General features: G+C 58.2%; 20 protein-coding genes and 1 pseudogene. 12 read left to right on the top strand and 9 right to left on the bottom strand.

The annotated features are described in order from the left end of the window. Nucleotides 1-169: 169 nt before the first annotated feature. Entirely contained in the window at nucleotides 170-976 is an 807-nt protein-coding gene (locus IB267_RS16150; protein WP_192448519.1) for a universal stress protein, read from the top strand. Here IB267_RS16150 and IB267_RS33920 read toward each other — a convergent pair. Then, nucleotides 883-1,266: a helix-hairpin-helix domain-containing protein gene (locus IB267_RS33920; RefSeq protein ID WP_371742585.1), complete on the bottom strand. Its 384-nt coding sequence runs from the start codon at nucleotides 1,264-1,266 to the stop codon at nucleotides 883-885. The genes IB267_RS16150 and IB267_RS33920 overlap by 94 nt on opposite strands. Nucleotides 1,267-1,342: 76 nt before the next feature. Beyond that, on the bottom strand, nucleotides 1,343-1,762 hold the full coding sequence (locus IB267_RS16140; protein WP_192448517.1) for a DUF3775 domain-containing protein: 420 nt from the start codon (nucleotides 1,760-1,762) through the stop codon (nucleotides 1,343-1,345). A 267-nt stretch (nucleotides 1,763-2,029) separates the two neighbouring features. Between IB267_RS16140 and IB267_RS16135 the strand changes: the two genes are divergently transcribed. Next, nucleotides 2,030-3,544, top strand: coding sequence for a bifunctional aminoglycoside phosphotransferase/ATP-binding protein (locus IB267_RS16135; RefSeq protein ID WP_192448516.1), 1,515 nt, complete (start codon nucleotides 2,030-2,032; stop codon nucleotides 3,542-3,544). Between the two features lie 569 nt (nucleotides 3,545-4,113). Here IB267_RS16135 and mgtA read toward each other — a convergent pair. From mgtA to IB267_RS16120, 3 genes are all read right to left on the bottom strand, one after another. Next, nucleotides 4,114-6,663: a magnesium-translocating P-type ATPase gene (gene mgtA / locus IB267_RS16130; protein WP_371742547.1), complete on the bottom strand. Its 2,550-nt coding sequence runs from the start codon at nucleotides 6,661-6,663 to the stop codon at nucleotides 4,114-4,116. 360 nt (nucleotides 6,664-7,023) lie between these two features. Next, the gene (locus IB267_RS16125; RefSeq protein WP_192448514.1) at nucleotides 7,024-7,359 is read right to left on the bottom strand and encodes a cytochrome c; all 336 of its coding nucleotides are present in this window, start codon (nucleotides 7,357-7,359) and stop codon (nucleotides 7,024-7,026) included. Next, entirely contained in the window at nucleotides 7,360-7,755 is a 396-nt protein-coding gene (locus IB267_RS16120) for a hypothetical protein (RefSeq protein WP_246810673.1), read from the bottom strand. Between the two features lie 235 nt (nucleotides 7,756-7,990). Here IB267_RS16120 and IB267_RS16115 point away from each other — a divergent pair, with 235 nt between their 5' ends. The 7 genes from IB267_RS16115 (at nucleotide 7,991) to IB267_RS16085 (ending at nucleotide 14,222) form a co-directional block, all read left to right on the top strand. Then, nucleotides 7,991-8,680 carry a CBS domain-containing protein gene (locus IB267_RS16115; protein WP_192448513.1) on the top strand — a complete coding sequence of 230 codons (690 nt, stop codon included), beginning with the start codon at nucleotides 7,991-7,993 and terminating at the stop codon, nucleotides 8,678-8,680. A gap of 4 nt (nucleotides 8,681-8,684) precedes the next feature. After that, nucleotides 8,685-9,620: a 1-phosphofructokinase family hexose kinase gene (locus tag IB267_RS16110; protein WP_192448512.1), complete on the top strand. Its 936-nt coding sequence runs from the start codon at nucleotides 8,685-8,687 to the stop codon at nucleotides 9,618-9,620. A gap of 360 nt (nucleotides 9,621-9,980) precedes the next feature. Continuing rightward, on the top strand, nucleotides 9,981-10,322 hold the full coding sequence (locus tag IB267_RS16105) for a DUF5335 family protein (protein WP_192448511.1): 342 nt from the start codon (nucleotides 9,981-9,983) through the stop codon (nucleotides 10,320-10,322). A gap of 73 nt (nucleotides 10,323-10,395) precedes the next feature. After that, the gene (locus IB267_RS16100) at nucleotides 10,396-11,379 is read left to right on the top strand and encodes a zinc-dependent alcohol dehydrogenase family protein (RefSeq protein WP_192448510.1); all 984 of its coding nucleotides are present in this window, start codon (nucleotides 10,396-10,398) and stop codon (nucleotides 11,377-11,379) included. Between the two features lie 268 nt (nucleotides 11,380-11,647). Further along, nucleotides 11,648-12,637: an ABC transporter substrate-binding protein gene (locus IB267_RS16095; protein WP_192448509.1), complete on the top strand. Its 990-nt coding sequence runs from the start codon at nucleotides 11,648-11,650 to the stop codon at nucleotides 12,635-12,637. Beyond that, nucleotides 12,634-13,458: an ABC transporter ATP-binding protein gene (locus tag IB267_RS16090; protein WP_192448508.1), complete on the top strand. Its 825-nt coding sequence runs from the start codon at nucleotides 12,634-12,636 to the stop codon at nucleotides 13,456-13,458. Before IB267_RS16095 ends, IB267_RS16090 begins: the two co-directional genes overlap by 4 nt. After that, complete coding sequence (locus IB267_RS16085; RefSeq protein WP_192448507.1) at nucleotides 13,455-14,222, top strand: ABC transporter permease; 768 nt, start codon at nucleotides 13,455-13,457, stop codon at nucleotides 14,220-14,222. The genes IB267_RS16090 and IB267_RS16085 overlap by 4 nt, the downstream gene beginning before the upstream one ends. A 214-nt stretch (nucleotides 14,223-14,436) precedes the next feature. Here the strand turns inward: IB267_RS16085 and IB267_RS16080 are convergent, their stop codons facing one another. The 3 genes from IB267_RS16080 to IB267_RS16070 all read right to left on the bottom strand — a co-directional run bounded on the left by IB267_RS16080 (nucleotide 14,437) and on the right by IB267_RS16070 (nucleotide 16,376). Beyond that, on the bottom strand, nucleotides 14,437-15,480 hold the full coding sequence (locus IB267_RS16080) for a lysylphosphatidylglycerol synthase transmembrane domain-containing protein (protein ID WP_192448506.1): 1,044 nt from the start codon (nucleotides 15,478-15,480) through the stop codon (nucleotides 14,437-14,439). Nucleotides 15,481-15,693: 213 nt separating this feature from the next. Beyond that, nucleotides 15,694-16,101 (bottom strand): hypothetical protein, encoded by a 408-nt coding sequence (locus IB267_RS16075; RefSeq protein WP_205239661.1) that lies wholly within the window; start codon nucleotides 16,099-16,101, stop codon nucleotides 15,694-15,696. A 71-nt stretch (nucleotides 16,102-16,172) separates the two neighbouring features. Further along, nucleotides 16,173-16,376: a hypothetical protein gene (locus tag IB267_RS16070; RefSeq protein ID WP_192448504.1), complete on the bottom strand. Its 204-nt coding sequence runs from the start codon at nucleotides 16,374-16,376 to the stop codon at nucleotides 16,173-16,175. A 293-nt stretch (nucleotides 16,377-16,669) separates the two neighbouring features. On the opposite strand from IB267_RS16070, the gene IB267_RS16065 reads away from it, so the two are divergent. From IB267_RS16065 to IB267_RS16055, 3 genes and pseudogenes are all read left to right on the top strand, one after another. Continuing rightward, complete coding sequence (locus IB267_RS16065; RefSeq protein ID WP_192448503.1) at nucleotides 16,670-17,152, top strand: BON domain-containing protein; 483 nt, start codon at nucleotides 16,670-16,672, stop codon at nucleotides 17,150-17,152. 423 nt (nucleotides 17,153-17,575) lie between these two features. Then, the gene (locus tag IB267_RS16060; RefSeq protein ID WP_192449235.1) at nucleotides 17,576-18,040 is read left to right on the top strand and encodes an NUDIX domain-containing protein; all 465 of its coding nucleotides are present in this window, start codon (nucleotides 17,576-17,578) and stop codon (nucleotides 18,038-18,040) included. A gap of 184 nt (nucleotides 18,041-18,224) precedes the next feature. Then, nucleotides 18,225-18,599: pseudogene (locus tag IB267_RS16055) on the top strand (chemotaxis protein); the annotation flags it as partial. Between the two features lie 139 nt (nucleotides 18,600-18,738). Here the strand turns inward: IB267_RS16055 and IB267_RS16050 are convergent. Continuing rightward, complete coding sequence (locus IB267_RS16050) at nucleotides 18,739-19,992, bottom strand: ATP-binding protein (RefSeq protein ID WP_192448502.1); 1,254 nt, start codon at nucleotides 19,990-19,992, stop codon at nucleotides 18,739-18,741. Between the last annotated feature and the right edge of the window lie 171 nt (nucleotides 19,993-20,163).

The raw sequence follows: 20,163 nt of genomic DNA, 5'->3' as shown, positions 1-20,163 counted from the left end.
CGTCTCAATCCTCCGTCAACTACCGTCTAGCACGGGAGGAGGGATGCGGCCTTGATGGGCGTCAAAGACTTCTTCATTCATGCCATCGCACCTTTGACGGTGGTCAAGGCGAAACCGATGCATCGGTGCTTTGATAGAGCGATGGAAGTCCCAAAGTGGGGTCGTAGCGATGATTTACAATACAATATTGGTAAGCTTGAGCCTGCACGAAAGTGTTGCACGGCAGCTTAAATTTGCGCGTGACGTGGCGTCGCGCTTCGAAGCAACACTCATCGGTTTCGCAGCCGGCGATGTTCGCATCATAACAGCGGCGCCCCCCGGCGTGGTCATGGACGATGAATTCATGCGCCTTGAAGCCATTGATATCGAACGCCGTCTGGAGATGCTCAGGAGAGAGTTCGAGGCTGAAGGCGGAGCCGCAGACCTGCTGCGCACAAGCGTCGGTGATCCGACGAAAGATCTCGCGACCGCTGCGCGATTGGCCGACCTTGTTATCGCAGGTGTATCGCATGTTGGGAGCGAGCAGGTGGACATCAGTGAACTGATCCATTCGGCTGGCCGCCCCGTCCTTATCCCCAGAACCGATCTTGAGCCGCTCGCAGCCCACAAGGTCGTTGTTGCCTGGAAGGATACGCGCGAGGCTCGCCGCGCCGTGGTCGATGCGTTGCCCTTCCTCATCCATGCCCGTGAGGTACTTGTCGCATCGGTCGAAGATCAAGCAAAACATCGCGGCACGGAAACAGTGAATGATGTTGTGCGCCACCTGATCCATCATGGTGCAAGGGCCCGCGGGGAAGTCTTCAGCGCTGATGCTCCTTCAGATGGCGACACCCTGATCAATATCACCAAGCAGTTTGGGGCGGATCTGATCGTTTCGGGAGCTTATGGCCACAGTCGCCTGCGCGAGTGGCTGGTGGGAGGTGTTACCCGATCGCTGCTGCGCGAAACCTCTCTCCATCGCTTGATGTCGTCCTGAGAGACAGTCCAAACTGTTCGCGTCAACTGGGTCGGAAAGGCGAAAAACGGTGTGCCCCATGTCCCCTCCGGATGAAAAGGCCCGCTTTCTGAGCGATCCGGCGTCCTATCCCGATCGGCCAACGAGGATTGAAGGACGAGAGACCCATATGTCGTGGGTCTTCGAGAGATCGGCCGATCGAGCCTGGTGACAACGTCGGAGGCACGCAGATAGGCGCGCGATCCGAAGGTCTCCTCTGCCTGCTCCTCAAGCAGATCTGCGTAGTCACGCAACTGCTCAGCGATCACCATGTTGTCGCATCGCATCGTTTCCGAAACGACCGGACCGGTCACTCTTGCCACGCTATCCTCCTACTCGCCTCGAGCTCTACAAGTGTCCTTTCTCGTACTCCTGGCAAGATTCTCCGAAAGCAGCCATTGCCTCTTCCAGGTAGTCCGCAAGAAGTGGCGTTCCGATCAAATAGGCGGCCGTGTGTTCATTGTGGGCGTCGGCGGCCTCGGCGCGAATTCGTTCCCAGTCATCCACCGTATCGTCTCCGCGGCCGAGCCAGCAAAGGGCGACGAGGTCGATCTGCTCGTCCTCGTTCATGTCCGAGATCGTGCTCTCCAGTTCGGATTCGACAGGATCGTCCGGTTGGTCTTCGAGCACGGAAATCATATCGTCGTCCGTGGCGTTGGAGGCAGGGTCAACTTCGGAAGCAACATCCTTGGCGTCGAATTCGCGCGCCTTGATGATGAGATAGCAAACTGTATCGGGCGAGATCGACAGGTCCCAGGTTCTATTCATATGAATTCTCCAATTTCGCAGATTTGCCCGCCCCATTGTGACAATGAAGGGCGCAACTCCGCGTGCCAACACAGCTACGTTGTGTTGATATTCGTACGCTTGCACCGGAGCGCCTTGACGACCGTCAAAGTCGCCGAGACGTTGGGCGGATTATTCCTGTTGGCTCCGAAGTTTTCGCAGGAAGGATTGATCAGCGTCAACGCAACGACGGTAGATGTGATTGTAATGTTCTGACGGTGCAGTACACCGCCACTCAAGCGAGGCAACATGCTCGTCGAGGACCAGACCCGTGCAATCGCATTCCTGAGCGACCGACATTCCCACGGAAGCGACGAGGTCGAACATATCGAAACGCATATTTCCCATGTTTTTCTCACTCGCGATCGCGCTTTCAAGATGAAGCGCGCCGTCAAGCTTCCGTACGTTGATTTTTCTACGCCGGAATTGCGGCTCGAAGCCTGCAAACGGGAGGTTCGCCTGAATTCGGTCACGGCTCCCGGTCTATACCTTGGCATCCGGACAATCTCGCGCGCGCCGGCGGGCAAGCTTCACTTTGGCGACGGCGTGCTGGTCGAACCGGTTATCGAGATGGTTCGCTTCGAACAGGAAGCACTGTTCGATCAAATGGCCACGCTGGGACGGCTGAACGCGAAGCTGCTGACCCAAGCGGCACGCATGATCGCTCGCCACCACCGCAGCGCACCTATCGTTCATCGCAGTTCAGGATCTGCAAACATTGGCGCCGTGCTCGCCATTAACAGAGCTGGCTTTGCTACCAGCCGCGTCTTTGAGGAAGCTGAAGTGGCAACGATCTGCCACCTGTTCGAAGAAATCCTGAAAGAAAATGCGCCGCTTCTTGATAACCGAGAGGCGGCCGGAAAAGTCAGGCTTTGCCATGGGGACCTGCACCTGCGCAACATATGTCTCATTAAGGGAAAACCTTGTCTATTCGATTGCATCGAGTTCAATGATCAGATTGCGACCATCGACACGCTCTATGATCTGGCGTTCCTTTTGATGGACTTGTGGCACAGAGGATTTGCGCAATTCGCCAACCTGGTCATGAACCGCTACCTCGATGATACGGACGATGATGACGGTTTCGTGCTTTTGCCCTTCTTCATGGCCCTGCGAGCGGCCGTCAGGGCCCACGTGATCGCCACGCAGCTTGCCGAGGGCGGAGATGCGGCCGCCCTGAAGTCCGAGGCACGTTCCTACTTTGAGTTGGCTCGCACGCTCCTTACAAAAGTCCAACCGCGTCTTATCGTGATCGGCGGCTTCAGCGGCTCGGGGAAGACGACCGTCGCCGATGCGCTAGCCGCCCGGCTTGGCGCCCCTCCCGGCGCTCGCATCATCGAGAGTGATCGTATTCGCAAGGCGTTGCACGGTGTTGCCGCCGAGGTGCATCTCGATGCGGATGCCTATCGACCGGACGTTTCTGACAGGGTTTATTCCGAGATGGTTCGCCGCAGTCTGGCGATAACGAAGGCCGGAGGGTCTGTTGTCGCCGATGCCGTGTTTGACCGTCCGGAAAACCGTAGGCTTGTTGAAATTTCATCCAGGGCCGCAGGTACCTCATGCGAGGCCGTCTGGCTACAGGCTGACGCCCAGGTCTTGCAGCAGCGAATTTCGGGCAGGCACGACGGCCCGTCCGATGCGGATCTGCGCGTCTTGGCCCGGCAGTTATCGGGTAGGCAAAAGCCACCAACCTGGCGCTTAATCAATGCGCAAAGGCCGGTTGGCGAGATTGTTTCCGAGATCCTGGAGCCCGGGAACGGGTAGCGATATCGCAAGCAGGATTGGTCTTGCCGAACAGAAGAGACCAACTTCGATAGCATGGACCCGCCGCTCGTCGGATCCAGTGTTCGGCCCCTCCAGTGTGACACCGGAATTCGCGCACGTTCGCCGATCTTCGCCCCCACGCCGGCTCGGCGCAGTTGCCTCAACGTGGAACGAAATACTGCGGCTGTTGATATGTGCCTCGCTTTTTCGACCGACTCGGTTGCGTATTCGCCCATTGGCGGCGGCGCGGCATGTTTCACGATCAGAACCGCACTGCGATATCTACGGCACAAAAATCTGCCGCGACCCTGACATTGCGTTCGACCTGACCACCACCAGTTACGAGGAGAGCAGGTCATCGCCCTGAGCTTCTCAAGCCGCGGGAAGCCTCTACACATCCTAAAGCGGCCGGCCGACGCCTGATCACGTTCAAGGACGGTGGCGGCGTGTGCTATGTTGCCAGCCTCGGGCGCTGATCGTCAGAACAAGCCGGGCCAAGACAAGGCCCAGGAGGCAGATTTAAGAAGACGTTCTCAGCTGGCCTCGTTGAGGAAGCGTAAGATCACACGTTAGGAAGCGAATGACTGACCAACCCGCGACAGGAACTGCCGCTTCACCTGCTCGGCCAGAATCAGGTAAATGGTGGTCAGGGCCGCAAGCGTCAGTACCACGTGAGCTGGGAGCGGCACGAAGCCGAACCAGGCTGCGAACGGCGAGAACGGTAAAGCCAGCGCCAGTATCACGATTCCGAGCGAGCTTGCGGCAAGGGCCGGATGTGGCCAACTCTGCCACGGTCGCGCTTGCGTGCGGATGACGAATATCACCAACACCTGGGTCATAAGCGATTCCACGAACCATCCTGTCTGGAACAAGGCTTCGCTCGCCTGGAAGACCCACAGCAGCAGTCCGAAAGTCAGAAAGTCGAACAAGGAGCTCACAGGCCCCAGAACAAGCATGAAATTGCGCACGAAATTCATGTCCCAGTGGCGCGGTTGCGCGATCATCGCTTCGTCCACGCTATCGAGCGGGATGGCGATTTCGGAGGCATCGTAGAGCAGATTGTTGAGAAGGATCTGCACCGGCAGCATGGGCAGGAAGGGCAGGATGATTACCGCTCCCGCCATCGAGAACATGTTCCCAAAGTTCGAACTCGTCCCCATCATCACGTATTTCATGATATTGGCGAAGGTTCGCCGTCCCTCGCGTACGCCCTCGACCAATACGTTGAGGTCGTGCTTGAGGAGGATCATGGCGGCCGCGTCCTTGGCGACGTCGACCGCTCCGTCGACAGACAGACCGACGTCTGCCGCCTGCAGCGACGGCGCGTCGTTGATGCCGTCGCCGAGGTAGCCGACGACATGTCCCCTGCGGTGCAGAGCCCGAATGATCCGTGCTTTCTGCGGTGGGGTGACGCGGCAGAATAAAGTGGTGCCGGGGAGACGCGCCGAGAGTGCCTCATCAGTCAGGTTGGCGAGCTCGGGCCCGTTGATAACGGCTGCAACTGAAATGTCCAGCGCGGCACACACATGCCGTGTCACTCGTTCGTTATCGCCGGTGACGATCTTGATCGTTACGCCGAGGCCTGAGAGTGCCTGCAACGCCTGGCGCGCGCTCTCCTTCGGCGGATCGAGGAAAGCTGCGAACCCCGCGAAGGTTAGTTCGCTCTCGTCAGCAATGCCGGCATGATCGCGCTCTGGCTCGACCTCGCGCCACCCGACGCCCAAGAGGCGGAAACCCTCATCTCCGAGCCGCTCGAGGGTAGCGCGTGCCGTTTCGCGGGCGCCGTCATCGAGCGGCCTGACAACGTCGCTTCCGGCGACCCGATAGGTCGATGCATGTCCGATCACGTCTTCTGGAGCGCCCTTGACCACTAGGAATCGACGGCCGTCGTGCTCGGCGAGGATCGAAACACGTCGCCTTTCGAAATCGAAGGGCACCTCGTCGATCTTGCGCCAGCCGGCAGGGTCAATCAGCGCTGAATCGAGGATGGCATCATCAAGGGGGCTCTTTAGGCCGGTCTCGAAGACGGCATTAACGTAGGCCCATTGCAGGACATCGTTGCTTTCGCCGCCCTCGATGTCAACCTCACGGACGAGCTTGATACGAGCTTCTGTTAGTGTCCCGGTCTTGTCGCTGCACAGGGTGTCCATGCTGCCGAGATCGTGGATCGCCGATAGGCGTTTGACGATCACCTGCTCGCGCGACATGCGGACGGCGCCGCGCGCAAGGGTCACCGAAATTACCATCGGTAAGAGTTCCGGTGTGAGACCGACGGCCAGCGCCAAGGCAAAAAGGAAGGACTCGATCAGTGCCCGTTGGAAGAGCAGGTTGACCAGGAGAACAAATAGTACCAGGAGCACGGTGAGACGGACGACCAGCATGCCGAAGCTCCGAGTGCCGAGCGTGAAGGCGGTCGCCGGCGGCTCTTTGCTGAGCGCGCCGGCGATGGCGCCGAGGCGCGTGGCTCGCCCAGTTGCGACAACCAGACCGCGTGCCGAACCGCTGATGACAGAACTACCCATGAACACGCCGTCGTCCCGTGTGTCCGTGTTCACTTCACCTGTCGACGAGCCGTTCGCGTTCTTCTCGACCGGGTAGGGTTCACCGGTCAGCAGCGCCTCGTTGACGAACAAATCTTGTTCTTCGGTCAGTCGGCAGTCAGCTGGCACCAGATTGCCGGCGGAAAGCAGGACGACATCGCCGGTCACCAGATCAGAAGCGGGCAAGTCCTGGGCGCGTCCATCCCTTACAACGCGGACGCTGAGCGCCACGCGCTGGCGCAACGCCGCGGCCGAGGCCTCGGCGCGATGTTCCTGGACAAAGTCGATAAGCACCGACAGGATGACGATCGTCGATATAATGAAGAAGCTGGCCCCCTCATGCGTCAGCGCCGCAATCGATGCGGCCAACAGCAGAATAACCACGAGTGGATCGGCGAAACGACGCAGCAGGCCGAGGATCAAACGTTGGCGTCGCGGCTCGTCGATGAGGTTCGGCCCTTGCAGTGACATTCGAGCGGTGGCTTCAGCGGTGCTCAGGCCGTCGGAAGAGGTCTGCAAGGCAATATAGAGATCCCCTAGTGGCTGGCTCCAGAGATCACAACCACCAAGTGCGCGCACGGGCGCGTCACTCGCTCGCTTAGTGTTGTGGCTATCTGTGGCTGAAATGACCAAGCTTCGCATCGCACCGATGTCGTCGTTGCAACCAGGCGGGGAAATTATGCTCGCCCACCGAACAAGCGTCAATGGCAGTCACCACCGCCATCGGCCCCATACCCGGCCGTGATCGAAATCAAAGTTATCATCAAGATCTTGGTGTATCGCTTCAAACCTGAAGGAAGACCGGCATCAGTCGAAGCAGACCGCTTCCGCAGGAAAGCGTCAAGCCAATCGAGGACTGTTGGCTAGCCCCACCTTCGGTCACCGGTTTACGCCAGAGTGGCGTGCGCAGAGCACGCGCCACTCGCTTGGTTTTCGGCCCTAGTGTCCCTGCGACTTGATATAGGCGGCCAGGTCAGAAATTTCGGCGCGTGTTAGCGAGAGATCGGGCATCCGTGAATGCTGAGGCGCCGACAGGAATGTCGACAAGCGGGCAGCATCCAGTTTGCCCGATTTTTTCATTTCGGAGAATGTGGGAACATTGTCTGATCCGCGTTGCTGTCCGGGGCCTGTCACGTGACATTCACTGCACCATCGATTGGCGATGGCGCGACCGTGCGCAAGATCGGCCGCGCTGCTTTGATCTCCGAGCAGCAACAAAAAGACGGCGGCAACCTGCAAGGCTTTGGTTCGCGCCGATGGTAACGTCGTCAGCATCTACAGTACCACCTGTGCAGCCGTGTTTTCGACCAGACGTTTCTCGTCATCGTGAAGTCGCCTAGCCGCCTTGCGTATGATGGTCGAGCCTATATCTGCAAAGCGCGCGCCTGCGCTGCTGTAGTCCAACAATGCGTCTTGCCAGTAGGTGCACCATATATCGAACAGATCGTTTTGGTGATCGGGCGATTGACAATCTTCCAACAGGCACAAGTCGCTGTGGAGACGGCTTTGCAAGAACTTCAACGCCTCAATCTGATAACGAAGGGTGGCCTCGATGGACCCCGCCTGCATATGCCCGAGCGACCACACGGAGCCCATCATTTCGATCGAGGGTAATGGGGAGAGAACGAACCAAAAAGGCGCGCTCGATTGATGCAGATTTGCTCGTTGCATGGGCATCGCTCCAGTTGCTGACCCAGTCCCGGTGGCTGAGCATGACGCCCAAACGGCCGGGAATCTCCGTTTCAACCCTATCGGAGCCTGCCATCCTCGTCTTTGATGGCGATCAAAGCTAGCTGCTGCATTTGCTGAAGATCAAAAGGGTTCGGCGTTCCTTGATCGGCGTCAATCTCCGATGCCAGCCGTTGAGATATATTGCGCAGATCGAGATTTTCTTACGGGGTCGCAGATGCATGCTTCGGACATCATGACCAGAAGGGTCATAACCCTGAGCCCCGAACATAGTGTGCGACATGCCGCACGACTGATGCTCGACAATCGGGTTAGCGGCTTGCCCGTCTGCAACGACGAAGGAAACATCGTCGGTATCCTGTCCGAGGGGGATTTGCTACGCCGCTCGGAGTTGGGATCGTCAACGCTTAAAGAGACGGGCAACCGTCTTCGACAGGGTCCCGAAACTTATATCAAGACGCACAGTTGGCGCGTCGGAGACGTCATGACCAAAAACCCGGTTACGGTAGAAGCGGACGCATCCGTGGACCAGATAGCAGCGCTGATGGCGACGCACGCAATCAAGCGTGTTCCCGTTGTCCAACGGGGCCGCCTGCTTGGGATCGTGAGCCGTCGCGACATTCTCGAGGTTGTCCTTTCTTCCAAACCCGAGCGGTTTGCCACCGGTGACGAAGCCATCAGGCGTGCAGTAATGGCGCGCCTCCTATCCGATCTCAATCTTGATGCAGGCACTGTCGACGTCAGGGTGGAGGGCGGTGTCGTTGCACTGTGCGGCAGTGTCGAAAGCGGCGTCAAACGCCTGGCTGCTCGTGTTGCAGCAGAAACCGTATGCGGGATCGGGGGCGTGAGAAATGAACTGCGCGTCATCAACGAGGCCGATTGCAAAATTTCACGCCCTCACCGGTGAAACGATGGCCGTTCTCGCGATCGCACTCAACCCCACCGTCGATGTTTCGAGCCATGCAACGCGCATTCACCCGACCATCAAGGTGCGCACACGCAATGTGCAACAGCGTCCAGGCGGCGGTGGTGTCAATGTCGCAGCGGTCATCGCAACGCTGGGCGGTAGCGCAGAACTGGTGGTTCTGGAAGGTGGCGCGACGGGTGCGATACTCAATGATGCTCTCGCTGCAACGGCCATCCGCATCCACTCTGTAAAAATAACGGGATCCACCCGCATCGCCTTTATGGTGCATGAAGAAGAAACCGGACTTGAGTATCGTTTTGTGCCGGAAGGTCCCGAAATTGCTGCAGGCGACGTTCGTGCAGTCTTGCAGGTCGTTGACGAATTCCAGGGAAACTATCTGGTTGCAAGCGGCAGCCTCCCGCGTAACGCGCCCGCCGAGGTCTACGCCGAGATTGCCAGATGTGCAGGCAAAAAGGGGACCAAGGTCATCCTTGATTGCCCTGGAAAGACGTTGTGTGACACACTGGGCAAGGCTCCAGTCTTCCTCATCAAGCCGAGCCTTGAGGAGCTTGAGGTTCTTGCGGGCTGCCGACTGGACGAGGGTGGCGTCGCAGAGACGGCGTCCGCATTGGTAAGGGACGGTGCCTCGCAATTCGTCGCAGTCACCCTCGGCCGCGAGGGTGCATTACTCGCAGGCGATTTCGGCACCTTGCGCGTGCCAACGAAGCATGTCGTCGCCAAATCCACGGTGGGCGCCGGAGACAGCTTCATTGGTGGACTTGTATGGTTCCTTGAGGCAGGTGGGTCAATGGAAGATGCATTTCGCTTCGGCGTTGCCGCCGGTGCGGCAGCGGTAATGGCGCCGGCAGGGGAGCTCTGCAGGCGCGAGGATGTGTTTGCGAACTACGGTGAAGGCTGGTTGCCAGACGGACCGGTTTAGGTCAGGCGATTTGATCGCCGACAAAGCCGAGGTACCTGAGATGGTTTAGGATTGCATCAATCCTTGGGACGCCGAGCAGTTGTCGACCCGAGCGTGTGAGTCCGTCTGAGAATCGTGAAACGGCATTTTTGCTGCAAACTGTTGGTGGAGTGATGCTAATGCCCTGAGGCACCTTTTGCCGGGCCATGCCACAGGACATTTGTCGCGAGCCATTCAATCACGCATCTGATTCTCGCCAGGATACCCGCGCCAGGAACAGACCACGCATGGCATAGCCTGGCGCCGTGAAGCAGCGATTTGACCGGCTGGGGTGCCTAGCTTGCCCATACCCCGGCCATTGATGAAAAGGGAGTGATGAACATGACCAGTCGCATCTTGGATCGGTCCGAGTGGAGGTTTTTTTTTGATAGCATGGCAAAGGCCCTTCGCGGGAAGCGGGCGCAGGTCGAGATTACCGGCCTTCGACTGGGTGACCAGATACAGACGAAATCTGTCCCGTTACTCGGCATCACCTTCGATCCCAAGGGCGATCTGCTGGAGATTGCTATGGAGGGATTGGATCATCTCATTCACAAACCCTCCAGCATTGCAATCCGCGAAGAGATCGATGGGCTCAGTGGTATTGAAATCGTGGATTCAGAAGAGCACCGCCAGATTGTAACCCTGACGAGCCCGCTTATGCTTTCTGCGCCACGGGAATGAGCAGGAATATACGACCTTGCCCGGAATGTCGCCAGGAGGTCTTGGCCTGACTTGAATTCAGTTGAGGTGCGTGATGAAGGCGATGGTACTTGAAAAGCCTGGGACGCCTCTCGTTCTCAAGACCCTTGCCGACCCGCGCCCGGGCCCTGGCGAAATCCGAATACGCGTGGAAGCCTGTGCCGTCTGTCGCACCGACCTCCACGTCGTTGACGGAGAACTCGATCATCCGAAACTCCCCCTGATCCCTGGCCATGAAATCGTCGGGATGGTCGATGCCGTCGGCGACAACGTTGATCGAAGTATTATTGGAAGCCGTGTTGGCGTGCCGTGGCTGGGCTTTACTTGCGGTCATTGCCCCTATTGCCGTGCCGGCCGAGAAAACCTTTGCGACATGCCGCTGTTCACGGGGTTTACCCGCGATGGCGGGTTTGCCAGCCACGTCGTCGCCGACCAGCGATTTTGCTTCAGGCTTGAGTTTGCGGACGATCCCGTGGCTGTCGCGCCGCTTTTATGCGCTGGCCTTATTGGCTGGCGGTCGCTTAAGAAGACAGGCGATGCAAAGCGCATCGGCCTTTTTGGGTTTGGGGCTGCGGCCCACATCATTACCCAGATCGCGATATGGCAGGGTCGCGAAATCTATGCGTTCACCCGAACTGGTGACATTTCGGCCCAGCGCTTCGCAATCAGTCTCGGCGCAAACTGGGCCGGTGGATCGGAGGCGACCTTGGAAACGGTACTTGACGCCGCCATCATCTTTGCGCCAGCGGGCGAGCTCGTTCCGACGGCACTGCGCGCAGTGCGCAAGGGAGGGCGCGTGGTGTGTGGCGGCATACATATGAGCGATATTCCTCGAATGTCCTATTCTGTTCTCTGGGGTGAACGCGAGATCGTTTCGGTCGCGAACTTGACGCGGGCGGATGCCTGTGAGTTCTTTCCCGTGGCTCAAAAAGCCCAAGTGACGACCCACACCGTCGTCTATCCCCTCGAAAGAGCGAACGAAGCCCTCGATGATCTGCGCCGCGGCAGACTGAACGGGGCCGCCGTCATTGTGCCGTAAACCCGAATGAGGAGCGGGGAGGGCTCTCCGCCGCTTGCCACCGTTGGAGTGTAACGACACGCTCTTCCGATCGATCCGAGGCAGGCAGCCAGCTCGCTGAACGTTGCGCAGGATCAATGCCAACCCTCCAAAAGCTGGCAGTATGACTTGGATGGCGCTTCGCATAATCCATTTTGCTAAAGGAAGGCGTGCGCCACTGTGAGACGTCGATGGGAAAGGGAAGGGGCACGATAGGAAATTCCGCTTTCTCAAGGCCAGGATTCATCAAATGATTATCAGACGGCTGAAACGAAGGCAGATTCTCGCGATGGCGATCGCAACAGGCTTTTGGGCGGCTGAATCAACTGTGAGCAACGCAACGAGTGTGACCATCCGCATCGGTCATTTCCCGAACATAACGCACGTTCAGGCGCTGGTGGCCAGAAGCTTTGAACATCGCGGACGAAGCTGGTTCGCCGATCGCTTAGGACCGGGCGTCGTTATCGAATGGTATGCTTACAATGCCGGCCCGAGCGCCATGGAGGCAATCTTTGCCGGCAGTCTGGATCTAGCCTACGTCGGACCGAACCCGGCAATCAATGCCTATGCGCGTTCTGGTGGAGCTGAGATCCGTATCGTGGCAGGCGCCGTGAACGGTGGCTCTGCGCTTGTCGTGCAACCGGAAGAAAGGCTCGCCGCTCCGAAAGATTTCCGCGGGAGACGGATCGGGACACCTCAGTTCGGGAATACTCAGGACGTCGCAGCCCGAGCTTGGCTGCGAGATGGCGGCTTGCGAATTACACAGGCAGGTGGGGACGCCTATGTGGTGCCGACTTCAAACCCGGAGCAGTTGTCTCTTTTCAAAACCCGACAACTCGATGCTGTTTGGACCGTCGAGCCGTGGGTTTCACGTCTCGAGCTGGAAGCGGCTGGCAAGGTGCTGATTGAGGAAAGGCAGGCGATCACGACGGTGCTCATCTCAAGGGTTGGGTTTCTTGAGCAACATCGCGATCTCGTGCATCGATTTGTTCAGGCCCATCGCGAACTCGGAGAATGGATCAGCCGTCATCCCGAGGAAGCCCAGGCTATGGTCCGCGAAGAGCTGAAAGCGGATTTTCGGGTAACGATGTCCCCGGAGCTTACATCTCGGGCATGGCCGCGCATATCAGTTACCAGCGATATCGCGCTTTCCGCTTTGCAGGAATATGTAGCCAAAGCACAACGTGTCGGCTTCCTGGATGCAATCCCGGATCTTTCTCAGCTGGTCGAACTGCCATGATCATCCGCGCGCCTTTTGTTGCAGCAGACACGCAGCATTGCAGTCTTGCGACGAGCAAGCTCGATGTTCAAACCGTCTCGAAATGGTTTCGAACGTCTCGTGCCAGCGTGCACGCGCTAGCCGACGTATCGATGCAGGTTGCAGCCGGTCAGATCGTTTGCGTCGTTGGCCCGAGCGGCTGCGGCAAGTCGACGCTTCTCGACATCATCGCTGGGCTGACGCGACCAGATGCCGGTCACGTGTTTGCGGACGGTCAGGAGGTCGCAGGTCCCGGCCGAGAGCGGTTGGTCGTGTTTCAGGAACCGTCCCTTTTCCCTTGGCTGAACGTGTTTGGCAACGTGATGTTCGGCTTGAGACTTTGCCCAGAGCTTCGTGGGGACGAGCGCCGGGACATCGCGCATCACTACCTATCGCTGGTAGGACTGGAAAAGTTTGCAAAGGCGCACGTCCACGAACTGTCGGGTGGCATGAAGCAGCGCGTCGCGCTTGCGCGTGCATTGGCGCCTGATCCGCAAGTGCTCTTGATGGACGAGCCATTTGGCGCGCTCGACGCAATGACGCGGGAGCACCTTTACGACGACGTCCAGAAGATCTGGGCTGACAGTCGCAAGACGGTGGTGTTCGTGACGCACAACATGCGCGAAGCAACGTGCCTAGGCGATCGCATCTTGCTGATGTCGAGTGCCCCCGGAACAATCGTGCGAAGTTTTGACATCCCGCTGTCGCGCCCTCGCAGCATTTACAATGCCGAGTTGGTGGCACACGCGGCAGCGGTTGCCGATGCGCTCCGCGGCACAATGGGAGGCGGAGAACCGGAATGAGGCGAGCGGCGTTCGTGACGGCATTCTTTGCCGGGCTGCTCCTGATTTGGGAGCTGGCGGCCGATACTGGCTGGTGGTCACCAGTTCTATTCCCTTCGGCCGTAAACGTTGCCCGATATCTCTGGGGCGCAATGAGCGATGGTACGCTCCTTGAAGCAATCCGCGTTACGCTCCGACGGCTGCTGCTTGGGTACGTGATCGGAGCGGCAATTGGTCTCCCGCTCGGCGTTCTTACAAGTTCGTCGAAGGCTATGGAGGACACGGTTGGTTCACTGGCACTTGGCCTACAGACCTTGCCGAGCGTGTGCTGGGTGCCCTTCGCCGTGCTCTGGTTCGGACAGACCGAGAGTGCGATGCTGTTCGTCGTCGTAATGGGTACGGTCTGGTCGGTGATAATTGCGACCAACCACGGAGCTCGAACCATCCCGCCGATCTATGCAAAGGCTGCGCGGACCATGGGCTCAAAGGGATTGCATTTGTGGATGACGGTCCTGCTGCCAGCATCCCTGCCTTTTCTTGTCAGCGGCATGAAGCAGGGGTGGGCCTTTGCGTGGCGCTCATTGATGGCCGCCGAGATCTTCGTGACAATACTGACCGGTTTCGGTCTTGGCCAGTTGCTTCACTATGGACGTGAGCTGAATGCAATGGATCAGGTGATCGGAGCCATGATGGTGATCGTCTTGATCGGCCTGCTTGCAGATCGAATTCTGTTTGCGCCCTGGGAGCGTTTCCTGCATCGCAGGTGGGGAACGGGCCTCGACTAAAATATGGGCTTGAGGTTGCGCGATCTCGATCGCCTGGTAGTTCTTGCCGATTGACGGACAGTTGAAGGCGGGACGCGTGGTGAATTGCTCGACGCTGGCGGCGTTTACGCCCGTCTGTGGCAAAACGATTGCGAACCGTAGTGTCTTAACGGCAGCTATTAACGCAGGCCGGAGCAAAAATTGCCATGATCCGAGCATTCGGCGTGACGGCGGATCAGGGCGATGGACCGCGATCATTGCTTTCCGCAACACTATCGATCGGGGTATTTGTTTCCTTACGGATTAACAAAATCCCGGGCAACATCGGCAACCAAAGCGTAAAGCCACGAAAAATAAGCGTCGCGGCAAGACTGCCTTCGATACTGCTGCCCATGATATGGAGCAATGCCGTGCATGTTCCTTCGAAGGTGCCAAGTCCAAGCGGGACTGGCGAAAGAGTCGCCACGACTGAGGCCAGTACGAAGGCTGAGAATGCTGCAACGAAATCGACGTCTATCCCGACCGAACGGGCCGCGATCCAAAGAGAGGCCGCATCGAGCAGGAAAATTCCGGTCTGCAAGCAAATGCCTTCACTTACAAGCTCCACGTCTCGAAGCAGATCCGTGCGGGCACTTCGAAGGATTGCCGACAGCTTTGCGGCAGGAGCCCAACTGAGGGCGGCGTTTGGGATGATGCGGCTTTGCCGCCTGATCAATAGAAAGGCAGCGCCTAAGAATATCAAAAGAGCAGCTATGAACGCTGCTGTGAGACGTAGCCAGGCTGCAGCAAGCTCCCCGCTGCTCGACACGATTGCAAAGGCGACTAGGGCGACGAGCAAGTAGCTGGAGTAGTAGGTAAAGCTATCGACAAGGATAGCTGTCGTGACAAGGGATGGGGAAACACGCCGACGGAGCAGACCACGCGCCACGATCGCTGCGCCACTTAGCCCGCCAGAAGGAAGGGCCTGATTGGCGAAGAGTTGAACGACTGCAAGTCTGAAGAGACCTAAGAAGGGCTGCTTTACGTCTGCCCGGCATAGCACTCTGAACCAAACCGCTGCGGCAAAAGCATACGTGCCGCACTGACAGACAGCTGCTGCTCCCAGCCAGATCGGGGCGGCGCCTTTAACGATTGAAAGGAAGATGGCCACGTCGGCGAAATGAAGGGCGAATGTGATGAATACGCCAAGAACAAGTACCCCGGAAAGCCAGCCAACTGCTATGGTAAGGCCACTCTGCCCATCTTCTACGAAACGAAATGCCGCTTCCGGAAGCGGCATTTCCTGCCGTCCGTTTGCCTCCTGGCCGTTTCGATCACCCCCGTTGCTCAAGGCAGCGCCTCAACAGCAGGATATACCGAACACGCTGCCGGAGACTTGCCGCGCTGTATTCGGTCGTTTCGCCGGCATGCTACCCATTATTCTCCTCCAAGCAGTGTTTCACCGATTGACGGCCCTATATTAATGGTCGTAGCCACAGACGCGCGACAATCGCTATCGACATCGCAAGAGCGTCGCGAGAACAACAATATCGATGACGAGGCCAAGCGAGCCAGGCCTCTGGGTCAAGGTGTAGCTGGCGCCAAAATCGTGTCCCGGGTCATGAAGGTCTCGCGGTCGCAAAAGCTCCTCAATTTCATCGATGAAGCGGCAGGACAACATGGGCGGCGTTGCAGGCATGTGATCCCATAAGGTTTTCGGCGCCTGGGGATCGAGATCCACCGTGGGTCGGTCCATGAACGGCACGAACGAACGGTGCATCATGCCCGGACGGTTTGGGAGACGACGAACCATTCTACCGGAGTGAGGTTCGACGAATTGGTCGGTCGAACCTACTGGTTCCATCGTCGAAAGCGCCGCCTTTTGTTCGCCTGGCGGCAGCAAATAGAGCCCAGCAGCCAACAGCATATTCTCCCAACCGGCCAGCCCCATGCCGATCTATGCAACGACGCCTTGAAATGGGGCAGATGCCTTCAACCTCTGCCTTGGAAGTGATGATCGACGATCGCTCTTGCTTTGGTCAATGCATCCTCCACAGTGTCGGCCAGGACATGGTCAGGGCTCGTTGAAAGAAGGCGCGGGCCTGGCATAATATGCACGCGCCAACCCGCGCCGTAGTGAACCAGTTCGAAGCTGTAGCCTCGATATTCAACGTGGCTGCTTTTGAGGTGTGCCATCGAATCCTCCCGTCTGCTTTCAGTCTGCCACGGTGGGCAATTTCTGCATTGACGGGTATCAAGGATAACACCATTCCTGCCGCCGAATTTGCTCCGCGCTGGCGGGCGGAAAGTGGCACCCGAAAGCTACGAGTAGCGATAGATTATGACGTGGCTCATTGCTCGACGTAGTCGAGCATCTTCCGTCGAATTGAACGAGACGCTCGCACGCAAGATTGATGGCCGTCAATGCGGGCGAGACAAGACTGCGCAAGATAGGGCGATGGTCCCGATGGAATCGAAAGGTTTGCGCCATGATTAGCGACACAGTGTTGCGGCAGGAAATCATTGACGAGCTTGACTTTGAATCCGCCATCGACGGCTCGCATATCGGTGTTGCCGTGGAGGACGGGATTGTGACATTGACCGGATGCGTTTTCTCATCCGAGCAGAAGGCACTGCTGGAAAGTCTCGTTTGCAAGGTCAGGGGCGTTAGGGGGATTGCAGAGGAAGTTGAAGTCCGCCCCTTAGGCGTTACTCGCACCACAGACGAGGAGATTGCCAGACGGATGGTCAATGCACTGGCATGCAACGCAATTGTCCCAAGCGACACTGTGCAGATAAAGGTGGAGGGGGGCTGGGTGACGCTTGTGGGCACGGTCGACAACCTCGATCAGAGCGTCGCTGCGGAGAATGTCGCGCACGCGCTTGCTGGCGTCGGTGGAGTGACAAACAAGATCGAGGTTACAGGACCAACGATTGCCGTCGGTGCCGCAAATGCGTTAAGACAACCCTGAGGTTGTTGCTGAGCGACGTTGTCGAAAGAGGTATCCAGGCTGGCTGGTTTTGACTGAGTCTCGGCTGATCCATTTCCGAAAGAACAATGCCGCGACCGTTGAGCGCCGTATTCAGCGCTACGCCCGGCAGGGCGAGTGACCAGGCAGGTCGGTGATCGCCGCCCTAGCCGTGCCGATGCGGACATGTCCGAGCGATCATGGCATTATTGGACCACGAGAAGAGTGCCCGGGTACAAGTACGCAGGCTTCGCTCAGCGCGCGATACGCTAAGAGTGGTCGTCAAGACGATTGTTCATCGGGAGAGAGAACTGGCCATGGTTCAATTCCACTCAGCCGGTTGGCGTGTCAGGAGGATTTACACAGGTGAACCATGGCAAGCCCAGCAAGCCGGCAGCAGAACCCGTGAGCCAAGGGAGAAAAGTATTGCCACCAAGGAGCGCCGGTCTGTTGTTACATCATGGAAAAGGGAAAGATCTGGAAGTTCTATTGGCCCACCCCGGAGGGCCATTTTGGGTAAAAAGAGACGGCGGCACATGGTCCATACCCAAAGGACTGATCGAGCAGAACGAGGAGCCTTTGGCGGCGGCGATCCGCGAAACTGAGGAAGAACTCGGCGTACGAATAGAAGGCGACTTCGTATGGCTCGGAGAGTATCGGCAGCCAAGCGGCAAGGTCGTGTTCGCCTGGTCGGTCAGCATGGCGGAGAAGATAGACACGACGGCGATTACGGGCGGGAAATTTGAGATGGAGTGGCCGCCGAAATCTGGCCGTATCGCCTCATTTCCAGAGGTGGACAAAGCTGAATGGTTTGGGATCGACGTTGCCAAGGCGAAAATACTGAACGGGCAACTGGCGATGCTCCTCGATCTGCAAAGAAGTTTGTCTTGAGACTTAGACAACCATTCGGGAACGGGCGAGGGAAGCTGTCGTGACTTACGGGCCGTTGCCGCCGCAGCGAGCAAACGCGCATTCTTCAGTTACAGCGCCTCCAATTCGCTTAACTGCATGAGCCTGCGCAGGCACCCTCAACGCTCCTCGGTGGGCGGAGAGCCGCTAAGTTAGGGCAGTTCGCGAGGAAATCCTCGTCCAGGTTCAGGAGATCAACGCCAACGTCTCGGCGATCGTCGAAGCCGCCCGCGAACAATCGACCGGTCTCAAGGAGATCAACCAGGCGGTCAACTCAATGGACCAGGCGACCCAACAGAACGCCGCCATGGTCGAGGAAAGCACGGCGGCCAGCCACGCCATGGCCCGCGAGGCGGAAGCGCTGCACGAACTGCTCCGCCAGTTCCGCTACGGCGAGCAGGCCCAGGTCGTCGACGCAAACCGCCACATCGAAGATCGCGCGCAGCCGTCACGCCTGCACGCCATCGCCCGCGCCTTACGCGGCGGCCAACGAACGAGCCTCGCTGCGGCACCGGCCGCGGATGGCTGGCAGAATTTCTGAGCGCACATCCCTGCAAATTCGCCCGATGATCAGCCATCGCCTCGGGTTCCCACAGCTAACCTCATCGTGGCTTAAGCAAGGGCGATTCAAGTCTCGCTCCGCCGATATGCCGAAGTTCCATAATACTTGTTACGCGATTTTACATCGTCCACAGGACCGAAAGCGGGGCAGCATGCAATTTTTCACCAAATGGCGTCACGCGGTCGTGATCGTGCAAAATGATGCCGTGTAGGAAGCGGTCGCCCACCGCCTCCTGCAACTGCCGCAGTCCTTTGAAGTCCTCAGCCCTGACCGTCGACGATGCCTTGACTTCGATGCCCACGACCCGACCGCGCCGGTCCTCGAGAATAACATCGACCTCGGTCTGATCCTTCGTTCGATAGTGAGAGAACGAAAGTCGACGGTCGGACCAAGATGCAAGCTTCATGAGCTCGGATACCACGAAGCTCTCGAGCAATGGACCGAAACGCGTCCTGTCTTCGCGGATGCGGTTTACATCGTCTTCGCGCAGGGCTGCGAGCAAGCCTGTGTCAAGAAAATGCAACTTCGGTGTTTTCACCAGGCGGCTAAGCCGATTGTTGGACCATGGCGCGAGCGTTCGGACAAGAAAGAGCCGTTCGAGGATCGCGACATACTTTTGAGCGGTGACACTCGATAGTCCGAGAGCCGAGCCGAATCCACTGTGATTGACCAATTGCCCCGCATGCTCTGCCAAGACATCAAGTAGGCGCGGCAACCTACCCAACTGATCGATGTTGGCAATGTCGCGCACGTCTCTGTCAAGGATAAGTGTCACATAGTCTTCAAGCCATGCGGTGCGTCGGGCGGGCTGTGTCCTTCGTACGACCTCGGGATACCCCCCACGTACAACGACCTCAAGAAGGTCGTCGCCCAGAGCAAGTTCGTCCGCTATCGCCGGGACCTCTCCCGCAAAGATGCGATCGAGAAAGTGGCCCGGTGTAGATCGGATTTCTGCCTGCGCAAACGGGAGCAATGAGACCAGGGCCATGCGCCCAGCAAGAGAATCTGCAACCGCGGGCACGGTGGCGAGGTTCGCTGAGCCCGTGAGCAGGAAGCGGCCGGGTTCACCGTTGCGATCGACGCTTTCCTTTATCGCCAACATCAATTCGGGCGCGCGTTGAACTTCATCGATAACCGCGCGGTCGAGGCCGCGGACAAAGCCTATCGGGTCGGACTTGGCGGCGCTAAGCGTCCCGGCGTCATCGAGCGTGTAGTACGGCCGCTCCGGTCCTGAGAACTGTCGCGCAAGCGTCGTCTTGCCTGCTTGCCTTGGTCCTGCAACCAGAACGACGCGCGCATCCGACAGCGCCGTCTCCACCATCGAGACGGCCTTGCGTTTGATGAATGTCTGCGTGCGATTTAAATTGGTCATGCGTCTAAATTTAAATCAATCGACGGCCAATTTAAAGTGGGTATCCGTCTATATCAAAATACGATCACTGTACCGCCGGGAAGCTCCTCGTCCGAAAGGGGAGTTCGGCGTGAGTTCGTTTGGCGTTAAAACGACTGCCGCCAAAGACGAAGATCCGACGCCTCCCTGCCC

Origin of the sequence: Ensifer sp. ENS09 (assembly GCF_014852425.1) — a bacterium.
GTDB lineage: Bacteria > Pseudomonadota > Alphaproteobacteria > Rhizobiales > Rhizobiaceae > Ensifer.
This window is presented reverse-complemented; position numbering and strand designations above follow the sequence as displayed.

What these genes read in the sequence shown, in the direction of transcription:
- IB267_RS16150 (WP_192448519.1), top strand. Translation starts at nt 170, where the DNA reads ATGATTTACAATACAATATTGGTAAGCTTGAGCCTGCACGAAAGTGTT.
- IB267_RS33920 (WP_371742585.1), bottom strand. Translation starts at nt 1,266, where the DNA reads ATGGTGATCGCTGAGCAGTTGCGTGACTACGCAGATCTGCTTGAGGAG.
- IB267_RS16140 (WP_192448517.1), bottom strand. Translation starts at nt 1,762, where the DNA reads ATGAATAGAACCTGGGACCTGTCGATCTCGCCCGATACAGTTTGCTAT.
- IB267_RS16135 (WP_192448516.1), top strand. Translation starts at nt 2,030, where the DNA reads ATGCTCGTCGAGGACCAGACCCGTGCAATCGCATTCCTGAGCGACCGA.
- IB267_RS16125 (WP_192448514.1), bottom strand. Translation starts at nt 7,359, where the DNA reads ATGCTGACGACGTTACCATCGGCGCGAACCAAAGCCTTGCAGGTTGCC.
- IB267_RS16120 (WP_246810673.1), bottom strand. Translation starts at nt 7,755, where the DNA reads ATGCAACGAGCAAATCTGCATCAATCGAGCGCGCCTTTTTGGTTCGTT.
- IB267_RS16115 (WP_192448513.1), top strand. Translation starts at nt 7,991, where the DNA reads ATGCATGCTTCGGACATCATGACCAGAAGGGTCATAACCCTGAGCCCC.
- IB267_RS16110 (WP_192448512.1), top strand. Translation starts at nt 8,685, where the DNA reads ATGGCCGTTCTCGCGATCGCACTCAACCCCACCGTCGATGTTTCGAGC.
- IB267_RS16105 (WP_192448511.1), top strand. Translation starts at nt 9,981, where the DNA reads ATGACCAGTCGCATCTTGGATCGGTCCGAGTGGAGGTTTTTTTTTGAT.
- IB267_RS16100 (WP_192448510.1), top strand. Translation starts at nt 10,396, where the DNA reads ATGAAGGCGATGGTACTTGAAAAGCCTGGGACGCCTCTCGTTCTCAAG.
- IB267_RS16095 (WP_192448509.1), top strand. Translation starts at nt 11,648, where the DNA reads ATGATTATCAGACGGCTGAAACGAAGGCAGATTCTCGCGATGGCGATC.
- IB267_RS16090 (WP_192448508.1), top strand. Translation starts at nt 12,634, where the DNA reads ATGATCATCCGCGCGCCTTTTGTTGCAGCAGACACGCAGCATTGCAGT.
- IB267_RS16085 (WP_192448507.1), top strand. Translation starts at nt 13,455, where the DNA reads ATGAGGCGAGCGGCGTTCGTGACGGCATTCTTTGCCGGGCTGCTCCTG.
- IB267_RS16080 (WP_192448506.1), bottom strand. Translation starts at nt 15,480, where the DNA reads ATGCCGCTTCCGGAAGCGGCATTTCGTTTCGTAGAAGATGGGCAGAGT.
- IB267_RS16070 (WP_192448504.1), bottom strand. Translation starts at nt 16,376, where the DNA reads ATGGCACACCTCAAAAGCAGCCACGTTGAATATCGAGGCTACAGCTTC.
- IB267_RS16065 (WP_192448503.1), top strand. Translation starts at nt 16,670, where the DNA reads ATGATTAGCGACACAGTGTTGCGGCAGGAAATCATTGACGAGCTTGAC.
- IB267_RS16050 (WP_192448502.1), bottom strand. Translation starts at nt 19,992, where the DNA reads ATGACCAATTTAAATCGCACGCAGACATTCATCAAACGCAAGGCCGTC.